This is a genomic window from Halomonas sp. BM-2019, assembly GCF_017584085.1.
The window spans coordinates 588570-597003 of record NZ_CP071922.1; the positions used below are offsets into that span (position 1 = coordinate 588570).

Sequence of the window (8434 nt, forward strand, 5' to 3'; positions counted from 1 at the left end):
ATGTCGGCCTAGCCGATGTGGCCCGGCAGGCGCTCCAGGCGGGCGGCGCGCGCCAGCAGCACGCCGATCACCGCGTCGTGGGTTTCGGCGTCGAACTCGCCTGGGCAGAGCCCGGCGAGCTGGTCGGCGAGGCGCTCGCCGCTGACCACCAGCAGGTCTTCGGGGCCCTGGGAGGCCTGCACATCCCAGCCCGGCAGGGTCAGCACGCCCATGACCGGCACCTCGCGCCCGGTGAGCTCGGAGAGCCAGTTGCCTAGCCAGCGGGTCAGCTCGCGGGTCTTATCCAGCGGGACGTGCTCGCTCCAGCCGGGGAATCGCAGCCCTTTTGGCTCGACGTTGACCAGGTTGATCTCCCGGCCCGAGGGGGTGAAGGGGCGGGTGCGCGCCCGGGTCTCCACCACGAAGACGCCACAGGGAGTGACCACCACGTGATTGATACGGGTGCCCTTGGCCGGCACGTCGTGGAACACGTAGTAGGGGTGCGCCTCGGGACGGATCAGCCGCTCGAGCTCCTGGCCCACCGCCAGCTCGCAGGCCAGCCCCAGCTTGAGCCGGCGGATGCGTTGGAAGTCGCGCATCAGCAGGAAGCAGAACAGCAACACCAGCAGGGTGCTGAGCATGCCGTACAGCCCCCATTCGATCCAGTCCTGTTCGCTGGCGAAGAGCATGCGGCCCATGCCGTAGACCAGCGGTGCCAGGGTGACGATGGGGCCCAGGGCGCCGTCGAGGAACAGGCCGGCGAAGGCGCGGTCGAGGCGGTCGCGCAGCGCCTGGCCGGGCTCGCGCAGGGGGTGGGCGTCGAAGGGGGAGCGGACCCGGGCATCGTGGAGATTGCGCAGCGCCACCACGATCACCGCCAGGGCGGCCAGGGGAAACAGGAAGATCAGGGGGAGCAGGTATTCCAGCCAGGCCATCGGGGTTCCTTGCCCATGCAGAGTGGGGTGGCGGGGTCGTGGGCCCATTCTAGACAACCTCGGCCCTTCGGGGCCATGCTCTATCGGTTCGAGGGGTGAGGGTCGTCGAGAAGGGGAGAGGCGAGTGGAAGAGCGAAGCATGCAGCCGGCGGGGATCAGCGAACGGGACCGCGAGGGGCTGTCGGCCCTGATGGGGCGGTATTCGCGCCTGGCGGTGCTGACCGGCGCCGGGATCAGCACCGCCAGCGGGATCCCCGACTACCGCGATCGGCACGGCGACTGGAAGCGCTCACCGCCCATGCAGCATCAGCAGTTCATGGGCAGCCACGCCGCTCGCCAGCGCTACTGGGCGCGGGCCCTGGTGGGGTTTCGCGCCCTCGGCGAGGCGCGGCCCAATCCGGCCCATCGGGCGCTGGCCGAGCTGGAGGCCTTGGGCCGGGTGAGCGGCGTGGTGACCCAGAACGTCGACGGCCTGCACCAGCGCGCCGGCTCCCGGCGGGTCATCGATCTCCACGGTCGCGCCGACCGGGTACGCTGCATGGCCTGCGGCGCCCATCGCATGCGCCACGACCTGCATGCCGAGCTGGCGCGGCTCAATCCGCACTGGGCGAGCGTCGCGGCACGGACCGCCCCGGACGGCGACGCCGACCTGGAGGCCGACTTCTCGGACTTTCGGGTGCCCGACTGCGGCCGCTGCGGCGGCGGGGTCTGGAAGCCCGACGTGGTGTTCTTCGGCGACAGCGTGCCCCGGGAGAGCGTGGCGCGCGCCTTTGCCCTGCTCGAGGAGAGCGATGCGCTGCTGGTGGTGGGCTCGTCGCTGATGGTCTATTCGGGCTACCGCTTCGCGCGGGCCGCGGCCCGGGACGGCAAGCCCATCGCCTGCCTCAACCTCGGCCGCACCCGCGCGGATGACCTCTTCGCCCTCAAGGTGGAGGCGCCGCTGGAAGTCTCCCTGGCCGCCCTGCGGGCCCTCTGCGAAGGCGGCGCCTGACGCCGCTCAGCCGCCGGCCAGCTTGACGGTATGGCCGCGCCGCTCCAGCTCGGCCTTGAGCCGCTCGCGATGGTCGCCCTGGATCTCGATCACCCCCGCCTTGACGGCGCCGCCGGTGCCACACACCTTCTTGAGCTGCTTGGCCAGAGCCTTGAGTTCGGCCTCGGGCAGCGCCACGCCGGACACCGTGGTCACTCCCTTGCCCTTGCGGCCGCTGGTCTCGCGGCGGATGCGCACGACGCCGTCGAGCTCGGCCAGGCGGGCCTGCTCTGCCAGTTCGGCGCAGCAGCAGGCGTCCTTGGGCTCGCCGCAGTCGGGGCAGATGTCGCCATGCTCGGTGGAGTAGACGAGGCCGCGCAGCTGGTCCTGGAGTGAAGGCATGACTCGGGCTCCCTGACGATTGAAGGGTGGGGGTGGGGTCGAGGGAAGATGATAGCGTTCGCGGGCGCCGCCTGCATGGGCTTCGGCGCCGCGAGCGTAAGGGCGTCAGTGGGCGGCGGTGCGGTGAGGGGCCATCTCCCTGGCCAGGCGGGCCACCACGGTGGGCAGCTGGAACATGCTGGTGATCATGATGGCGCCCTCCGGGGTCTCCTCCACATCCGGATAGCGATTGAGGTGGATCACCGTCATGCCGGCGACCAGGGCGGCGCGCACCCCCACCACGGAATCCTCGATGGCCAGGCACTGCGCCGGGGCATAGCCCATCTCTTGCGCCGCATGGAGGTAGAGGCAGGGGTCGGGCTTCCAGCAGTTGGCGGCGTAGGCGCTGAACAGGCGGTTGCCGAACAGGTTATCGAGGCCGGTGGCGCTCAGGGAGGTGCGAATCTTGTTCACCGGGCCGTTGGAGACGACGCCCATGGGGTAGTCGTGCAGCAGTGCCAGGGCCTCGGGTGCACCCTCGATGGGGGTCAGCTCGGTGGCCAGCCGGTGGTTGAGGTTGGCGCGCATGGTTGCCTCGAGGGGCTCCAGGGTGGTGGGGTCCACTCGGCCGTGTCGGCTCTCCAGTTCGGCGACGATTCGACGGAAGCGGGCCCCGCGGAATTCGCCAATGTAGTCGTTGGCCTGGAAGGGCAGGCCCACGGCGTTGAGGGCGGTGGCCATCTCGTCGGCGAGCAGCGGCTCGCTGTCGACCAGGGTACCGTCGCAGTCGAAGAGCAGGCAGATCGGGCGTGCCATCACCAAACCTCGCGGGCGTTTCCGGGCATGATCACCTTACTATTAAAGACCAGTTCGGGCGCTTTGTGAACAGTGTTTTTCAATTGTGCCTGGCTCTTGCTGCCGCCCTCAGGGCTTGACCACCTGGCTGGCGGCGAAGAGGTAATAGTCCAGCTCGTTCTCGTCCTCGATCGTGCTGGCCTCGAAGAGCATCCCCTTGATGTTCTCCAGGTGTTGCCACATGGCCTGGCGAGCGCCTTCCGAGTCGCGGCGTATCAGTGCCTTGAGGATGGCGTCATGATCATCGCACCAGCTGTCCAGCGACTCGCGGCTGTCGATACGCTCATGCAGCTTCTGCCACAGCGGGTTACGGTCGCGCTGGTACCACATCTTCTCCACCAGGTAGACCAGCACCGCATTCTGAGTGGCCTGGCCGAGCTGCGTGGGGTGGAATTGGCGGTACGTCAACTGACCGCCTGAGCGTCACCTTGCTACCAAGAAAGACGGGCCCCGCCGATCGCTCGGCGGGGCCCGTGGTGTTACCGGTGCCGGTGGGTCAGCGGCCGGTGGCGGCGACCTGGCCCTCCGTCAGGGTCGCGTCGGGGGCCTGCTCCATGCGCCGGCGCTCCTCGTCGAGGATCGCCAGGGCCTGTGCCGGGGTGACCCGGGAGGCCGGAGTCAGCAGGCTGACCACCACCCCCGCGGCCAGGGCCGCCAGCACCGCCGGGATGCTGGGATTGCCCCAGTAGGCGCTCCAGTCGGCGTTGGCGATGATCGAGAGCGAGGTGACCGAGGCACTGACCAGGGTGGCCACGGCGCCCTGCCAGTTGTAGCGCGGCCAGAAGCGGCCCAGCAGGGCGCAGACGAAGAGCCCGGACATGATGGTGGCGATCATGCGGGTGATGTAGGTGATCACGTTGTCCGAGGTCAGGGCGAAGAGCAGCGCCAGGCCGATGGTGGCCACCAGGGCGATCCGCGAGAAGCGCACCACGTTGCGGGCCGAGGGGGTGTGCCCGGTGACCAGCACGTAGAGGTCACGCATCAGCGTCGAGACCCCGGCGATGGCGTCCGAGCTGGCGCTGGACATGGTCGCCGACAGCCCCGCCACCAGCAGCAGCAGGCCGAGGCCCAGCGGCAGGATCTCGGTGGCCAGGAAGGGGAAGGCGAAGTTGCTGTTCTCCAGGCCCGGGTTGAGGGCGTGGGTGGCCATGCCGATGATCGCCGGGATGATCGAGAAGCCCAGGTAGAGCACGCCGGTGATCACGAAGGAGCGGCGCACCGTGGCCACCGACTCGCCGGAGTAGATGCGCTGGCGGAAGGAGGGGGTGGCCAGCACGCCCACGGCGATCACCGTGGCCAGCGACAGCGCCGGCAGGGCGCCGATCTTGTCGATGCCGAGGAAGCTGGCGGCGCCGGCATCCATGCTGGCGGTGAGGCCGGCGAAGCCGCCCACTTCCACCAGGGCCAGCACCGCCATCAGCAGGAAGCCGGCGAACAGCACCACCGCCTGGATGGTGTCGGTCCAGATCACCGCGAAGTAGCCGCCGATCACGCAGTAGACGCCGAAGCCCAGCGCCACCAGGATGCGCGCGGTGGTCAGGTCGATATCGGCCATCCAGGAGAGGTAGAGGCCGCCGCCGAGGATATGGGCGCCCAGCCAGCCGATGCAGGCGATGTAGATCAGCAGCGCCACCAGGTTGCGCACCAGGCGGTTGGCGCCCACGTAGTAGGCGAGCTCCTCGCTCATGGTCATGAAGCGCAGCTTGCGCACCGGGGCGAAGAGCAGGGCCAGCAGCAGCACGCCCACGGCACCGCCGATGCCGTAGAGGGCACCGGCCCAGCCGTTGGCGTAGCCGAAGCCCACCGCGCCCATGCTCGAGCCGGTGCCGACCATGGTGGCCACGGTGGTGCCGATGGTGAGGAAGAGCGGCACGCTGCGCCCGCCGAGCAGGAAGTCGTCGCCGTTGCCGCGCTTGTGGCGGGAGACCCACCAGCCGAAGCCGATCATGGCGACGATGTAGGCCACGAAGGTGGCGAGGAAGATTTGACTATTCATGGTAGCCTCTTATCGTTGTTTGCCCGGCCGTTGCCGCGGCCGAGGGTAAGCAATGTGATGGTTGTCGCGGCGTCTCCGTCGCTAGGTCACCGCGGCGATCCGGTGTCGTGCTCCTTGCCGGGAGCACGGCACCCCTCCCTTTCCCAGAGGCAGTTCACGATCTCGCGAGCTAAGGCCAGACAAGGCGAAATCGGGTGAAGAAGCGCAGTTTACGGGGTGTAAATGAGCATTCTGAACACGATTTCAACGCCGTATGGCCGACGCGCAGCAGATCATGAACAGCCTCTCAGGCTCGGTCGGCCCGGAAGCACTTCACATCCACCTCCACCTTGCAGTCCACCACCAGGTCCTGGACGCTGCAGATGCGCGCCGGCGGGTGGTCGCCGAAGATCTCGCGGAACACCTTGTTGAAGGACGGGAAATAGCGGGCGTCGGTGAGCACCGCGGTGACGTGCACCACGTCCTCCACCCCGTAGCCGGCCTCGCGCATGATCGCCAGGCAGTTGTCGAAGGCCAGCCGGGTCTGCTCGATGATGCCGCCCTCGACCACTTCGCCGTCGGTCATCGGCGTCTGGCCGGAGACGTAGAGCCAGCCGCCGGCCTCCACGGCGCGGGCGAAGGGCAGCTTCTGGCCGCCGGTACCGACGCCGCCTTCGACGCCGTAACGGGTGATGCTCATGGGGAATCCTCCATGCATTGAGTCAGGGTATTGGGGATAGGCCGGGTACGGCGCAGCATGCGCCCGGCGCGTTCGCCGGTGGCCGTGCCCCGGCGGTAACCGATGACGCCGTTGACCACCACCAGCTCGATGCCCCGGGCCGGGGCGATGGGGGTGGCGTAGTCGGCGGTGTCCTCGAGGGTGGCGAGGTCGAAGAGCGTCAGGTCGGCGAAGGCCCCCTCGCGGATCACGCCGCGGTCGACGAGGCCGAAGTTGGCCGCCGAGAGCGAGGTCATCTTGCGCACCGCCTCGGCCAGCGGCATCAACCCCAGGTCGCGGCTGTAGTGGCCCAGCACCCGGGGAAAGGCCCCCCACAGCCGCGGGTGCGGATGGGGATCGTTGGGCAGGCCGTCGGAGCCGACCATGGCCAGCGGGTGGGCCAGCACCCGGCGCATGTCGTCCTCGCTCATGTTGTGGTAGACGGCCCCGGCCGGCTGCAGGCGCGCGGCGGCCTCCCGCAGCGACAGCTTCCACTCATCGGCGATCGCCTTGAGCGGGCGGCGGGCCTGCTCGGGGTGCGGCTCGGACCAGGTGATGGTGATCTCGATCTCGTCGGTGACCTGGCCCAGGTCGAGGGTCGAGGAGCCGGCGGTATAGGGGTAGCAGTCGCAGTGGGCCCGCTGGTGGCGGGCCGCCGCTTCGAGCCTCTCCAGGGCGCGGGGCGCGCCGCCCCAGTTGCCGGCGCCGGCGCACTTGAGGTGCGAGATCACCAGCGGCACCTGGCCGTGGCGGGCGGTGGCGAAGGCCTCGTCCATGGCGCCGAGCAGGCCGGCGAACTCGTCGCGCAGGTGAGTGGTGTAGACGCCGCCGGCCTCGCCCACCGCGGCCACCAGCGGTTCCATCTCCGCGGTGGGCGCCTGGAAGGCGTTGCGATAGGCGAGCCCGGAGCTCAGCCCCAGGGCGCCTTCGGCCAGGGCCCGGCGCAGCAGCCGCTCCATGGTGGCGATCTCGGCATGGCTGGCCGGGCGGGCGAAGTCATCCATCACCTGGCTGCGCAGGCTGGTATGACCCACCAGGGCGGCGACGTTGACGCTGGGGCTCGCGGCGTCCACCGCCTCGGCATAGGCGACGAAGCTGGGGTAGCGGAAGTCTTCGACGTGGCCCAGCAGGTTCATGGGGTCGGGGACCTCGCCTGCGAGGGTCACGGGGCTGGCGCTGATGCCGCAGTTGCCCACCACCACCGTGGTCACCCCCTGGGAGAGCTTGGGCAGCATCGCCGGGGTGCGGATCACGTTGGTGTCGTCGTGGGTGTGCACGTCGATGAAGCCCGGCGCCAGGTAGTGGCCCTGGCCGTCGATCACGCGCTCGGCCGTGGCGCCGTCCAGGGTGCCGATCGCCGCGATACGCTCGCCGCGTACCGCGACGTCGGCCCGGAAGGGGGCGGCGCCGGTGCCGTCGAGGATCCGCACATCGCGGATCAGCAGGTCGTAGGGCATCTCAGTCTCCCAGCGGCTGGCGGTTGTCGCCGCCGCGGTGGGCGTCGAGGGTGAGTTTCAGGCGGCGCAGCTTGTCCCGCGAGCGCTCCCGGTGGCGCAGGGCCAGTTCGAGGGCCAGGACATCGATGGCGGCGAGCATGGCGTAGCGGGAGGCGGAGGGGTGATAGATGAAGTCGGTCTCCCGGGCCGCCACCGGCAGCACCACGTCGGCGGTCTCGGCCAGGGGCGAGCCCTGGGCGGTGATCGCCACCACCCGGGCGCCGTACTGGCGGGCGATGCGCGCCGACTCCACCATCTCCGGCGTGTAGCCGGTCACCGAGAGCACCACCACCACGTCCTCGGGCTCCAGGGTCGAGGCCACCATGCGCGGCAGCAGGGCCTGGGGATAGGCGCTCACCGCATAGCCCAAGCGCACCAGGCGGAACTGCAGCTCCTGGGCGAGCATGCTGGAGCCGCCGCCGGCGCCGAACACCAGGATCTGGCGGGCGGCGTCCAGGCACTCCACGGCCCCGGCCACGTCGGCCTGGGCCATCAGCTCGCGGTTCAGCGCCAGGGTCTGGGCGGCGATCTCGTAGACCGCGGCGGGGCCGTCCGGCCTCCTGGATGAAGCGCCGCCCGGCGGCCAGCGCCCGGGTCAGGCGGGTCTTGAGGTCGCGCACGTTGGTGCAGCCCACGGCGCGGGCGAAGCGGGTCACGCTGGCGTCGCTGACTCCGGCGCGGGCGGCAATCTCGCTGATGCTGGCCTCGGTGACGAAGTCGATATCGGCGAAGATCAGCTCGGCGACCTTCTTCTCGGCGTCGCGCAGGGCGGCGAAGTCCGCGGTGATGCGCGACAGGATGTCGATCTCTTGGCTCACTGGAGGGCTCCTGTGACTTGCCTTGGTTGAAAAGTATGTTAGTTTCTAACCTATCGTCAAGAATGTTTGAAAATATCTTTCACCGAGGCGTTGTCATGAGCGCGTGGCCGCCGGCATGAGGAGAGCGAGCGATGAGTGAAGTGGGGATCTGTTGCGACAAGGGCACCGTGGAGACCGGGCCCGAGCTGCTGACCGGGGTCAGCCTGCCGGCGGCGGTGCTCCATGAGGCGCCCCTGGCCCACAACCTGGCCTGGATGCAGGGCTTCGCCGAGGCCCACGGCGCCCGTCTGGCGCCCCACGGCAAGAC

9 protein-coding genes and 1 pseudogene are annotated in these 8434 nt (G+C 69.5%); 1 reads left to right on the top strand and 9 read right to left on the bottom strand.

Going from position 1 to position 8434, the window contains the following annotated elements; translation table 11 throughout:
• Positions 1 to 8 precede the first annotated feature (8 nt).
• The gene (locus J5F18_RS03000; RefSeq protein ID WP_346300868.1) at positions 9 to 914 is read right to left on the bottom strand and encodes a nuclease-related domain-containing protein; all 906 of its coding nucleotides are present in this window, start codon (positions 912 to 914) and stop codon (positions 9 to 11) included.
• A gap of 139 nt (positions 915 to 1053) precedes the next feature.
• Between J5F18_RS03000 and J5F18_RS03005 the strand changes: the two genes are divergently transcribed.
• Positions 1054 to 1905 carry an NAD-dependent protein deacetylase gene (locus J5F18_RS03005; RefSeq protein ID WP_346302163.1) on the top strand — a complete coding sequence of 284 codons (852 nt, stop codon included), beginning with the start codon at positions 1054 to 1056 and terminating at the stop codon, positions 1903 to 1905.
• 6 nt (positions 1906 to 1911) lie between these two features.
• Here the strand turns inward: J5F18_RS03005 and J5F18_RS03010 are convergent, their stop codons facing one another.
• From J5F18_RS03010 to J5F18_RS03045, 8 genes and pseudogenes are all read right to left on the bottom strand, one after another.
• Positions 1912 to 2286, bottom strand: a complete 375-nt coding sequence (locus J5F18_RS03010) for a translation initiation factor Sui1 (RefSeq protein WP_346300869.1) — start codon at positions 2284 to 2286, stop codon at positions 1912 to 1914.
• A 105-nt stretch (positions 2287 to 2391) separates the two neighbouring features.
• Complete coding sequence (locus tag J5F18_RS03015; RefSeq protein ID WP_346300870.1) at positions 2392 to 3081, bottom strand: HAD-IA family hydrolase; 690 nt, start codon at positions 3079 to 3081, stop codon at positions 2392 to 2394.
• Between the two features lie 108 nt (positions 3082 to 3189).
• Positions 3190 to 3528: an FCD domain-containing protein gene (locus J5F18_RS03020; RefSeq protein ID WP_346300871.1), complete on the bottom strand. Its 339-nt coding sequence runs from the start codon at positions 3526 to 3528 to the stop codon at positions 3190 to 3192.
• Between the two features lie 88 nt (positions 3529 to 3616).
• Positions 3617 to 5116 (bottom strand): sodium:solute symporter family protein, encoded by a 1500-nt coding sequence (locus J5F18_RS03025; protein WP_346300872.1) that lies wholly within the window; start codon positions 5114 to 5116, stop codon positions 3617 to 3619.
• A 286-nt stretch (positions 5117 to 5402) separates the two neighbouring features.
• Positions 5403 to 5795: a RidA family protein gene (locus J5F18_RS03030; RefSeq protein ID WP_346300873.1), complete on the bottom strand. Its 393-nt coding sequence runs from the start codon at positions 5793 to 5795 to the stop codon at positions 5403 to 5405.
• Positions 5792 to 7270, bottom strand: coding sequence for a D-aminoacylase (locus tag J5F18_RS03035; protein ID WP_346300874.1), 1479 nt, complete (start codon positions 7268 to 7270; stop codon positions 5792 to 5794). The genes J5F18_RS03030 and J5F18_RS03035 overlap by 4 nt, the downstream gene beginning before the upstream one ends.
• A 1-nt stretch (position 7271) precedes the next feature.
• Complete coding sequence (locus tag J5F18_RS03040; protein ID WP_346300875.1) at positions 7272 to 7802, bottom strand: MurR/RpiR family transcriptional regulator; 531 nt, start codon at positions 7800 to 7802, stop codon at positions 7272 to 7274.
• Between the two features lie 145 nt (positions 7803 to 7947).
• Positions 7948 to 8127, bottom strand: a pseudogene (locus J5F18_RS03045) (transcriptional regulator); the annotation flags it as partial.
• Positions 8128 to 8434: the final 307 nt, after the last annotated feature.

Excerpts from the sequence above, each read along its gene's own strand:
- J5F18_RS03000 (WP_346300868.1), bottom strand. The coding sequence starts at position 914 with ATGGCCTGGCTGGAATACCTGCTCCCCCTGATCTTCCTGTTTCCCCTG.
- J5F18_RS03005 (WP_346302163.1), top strand. The coding sequence starts at position 1,054 with ATGCAGCCGGCGGGGATCAGCGAACGGGACCGCGAGGGGCTGTCGGCC.
- J5F18_RS03010 (WP_346300869.1), bottom strand. The coding sequence starts at position 2,286 with ATGCCTTCACTCCAGGACCAGCTGCGCGGCCTCGTCTACTCCACCGAG.
- J5F18_RS03015 (WP_346300870.1), bottom strand. The coding sequence starts at position 3,081 with ATGGCACGCCCGATCTGCCTGCTCTTCGACTGCGACGGTACCCTGGTC.
- J5F18_RS03025 (WP_346300872.1), bottom strand. The coding sequence starts at position 5,116 with ATGAATAGTCAAATCTTCCTCGCCACCTTCGTGGCCTACATCGTCGCC.
- J5F18_RS03030 (WP_346300873.1), bottom strand. The coding sequence starts at position 5,795 with ATGAGCATCACCCGTTACGGCGTCGAAGGCGGCGTCGGTACCGGCGGC.
- J5F18_RS03035 (WP_346300874.1), bottom strand. The coding sequence starts at position 7,270 with ATGCCCTACGACCTGCTGATCCGCGATGTGCGGATCCTCGACGGCACC.
- J5F18_RS03040 (WP_346300875.1), bottom strand. The coding sequence starts at position 7,802 with ATGGCCCAGGCCGACGTGGCCGGGGCCGTGGAGTGCCTGGACGCCGCC.